1 protein-coding gene is annotated in these 1,449 nt (G+C 66.6%); it reads left to right on the forward strand.

Features of this window, described 5'->3' with window-relative positions:
• Window positions 1–557 precede the first annotated feature (557 nt).
• Window positions 558–1,397 (forward strand): RNA polymerase sigma factor SigF, encoded by an 840-nt coding sequence (locus ACFWBT_RS43005; protein WP_385710287.1) that lies wholly within the window; start codon window positions 558–560, stop codon window positions 1,395–1,397.
• Window positions 1,398–1,449 lie beyond the last annotated feature (52 nt).

Below are 1,449 nucleotides of genomic sequence, written 5' to 3' on the forward strand. Positions count from 1 at the left end.
GGCCCCTGATCACCGCGGGCCACCCGGTCCGGTCGTCAGCCCCGTCGCCGTCCTGCAACAACCCTGGCTTCGCGACTCCACCACCGCACCGTCCTGCGCACTGCAACTGCCTGTACCGCTGTCCGGCAGTTCGTGTCTGCCGGGCCCTGCTGTCTCTCTGACTACGAGAGAAACCATAACCACGCGATCAGCCAATGTCTACTCCAGCCACCATAGATTTCCGCATGTTCGACAACGAGGTAATCGGGCTCGAACAGAAACGGAGGCGGGAGCACAGCCATCACCACCGCTTCGCCTCGCCGGCATGCCGGGCGTCGTGTTCGGCGAGGCGGTGCGGGCGTCGGGGGCTTGCGACCACCACAGTCGCCCCCACACGGCACCGCACCGAACACATCGGCCCACCTGCAAGAAGGGAGCCCGCCATCCAGGCCGGGCTCGCACCGTGCGGGCTCTGAAAATCGCCTGGCATACATGTTCCGACCCCGGGTACACCGGCTGTTGCCGACGTGCGAGGGGCCGACGGCTCAAGAACTGGATCACGCAAGAGGGGGCCTGACATGACAGTGACGAAGACGGCAGAGGCACGGGCCGTTGAGCTGCCGGAGATAGCCGACCCTTCGCAGATCGCCCCCAAGGACGCCCGGCAGCTGTCGAAGCTGTTCTTCGACCGGCTCGCCGTCCTGGAAGAGGGCACGCCCGAGTACCAGTACGCGCGCAACACCCTCATCGAAATGAACATCACCCTCGTCCAGTTCGCGGCGGCGCGTTTCCGCAGCCGCAGTCAGGACGAGATGGAGGACATCGTCCAGGTCGGCACCATCGGACTGATCAAGGCCATCGACCGGTTCGAGCTGACCCGCGAGGTCGAGTTCACCTCCTTCGCCGTCCCGTACATCGTCGGTGAGATCAAGCGCTTCTTCCGCGACACGAGCTGGGCCGTCCACGTCCCGCGCCGCCTGCAGGAAGCCCGCGTCCAGCTCGCCAAGGCCACCGAGGAGCTCCGCAGCCGGCTCGGCCGCACGCCCAGCACCCGGGAACTGTCCGAGCTGATGTGCCTGTCGGAGGAAGAGGTCATCGAGGCCCGAAAGGCCTCCAACGGCTACACCTCCGCCTCCCTCGACGCCGCCATCACCTCCAGCGAAGACGGTGAAGCCGCCCTCGCCGACTTCATCGGCGTGGACGACCCCGCCCTCGAACTCGTCGAGGACTTCAACGCCCTGGCCCCGATGATCGCCCAGCTCGACGACCGCGAACGGCGCATCATCCACATGCGGTTCGTCGAAGAACTCACCCAGGCCCAGATCGGCGAACACCTCGGCGTCTCCCAGATGCACGTCTCCCGCCTCCTCAACCGCACCTTGGCCAAGCTGCGCGAAGGCATGCTCACCACCAACTGACCCGCGCAGCGGCAACGGCCGGCGGTGTGCCCACCTCGCAGGTGGGCACACC

Origin of the sequence: Streptomyces sp. NPDC060027 (assembly GCF_042737005.1) — a bacterium.
Classification (GTDB): domain Bacteria; phylum Actinomycetota; class Actinomycetes; order Streptomycetales; family Streptomycetaceae; genus Streptomyces.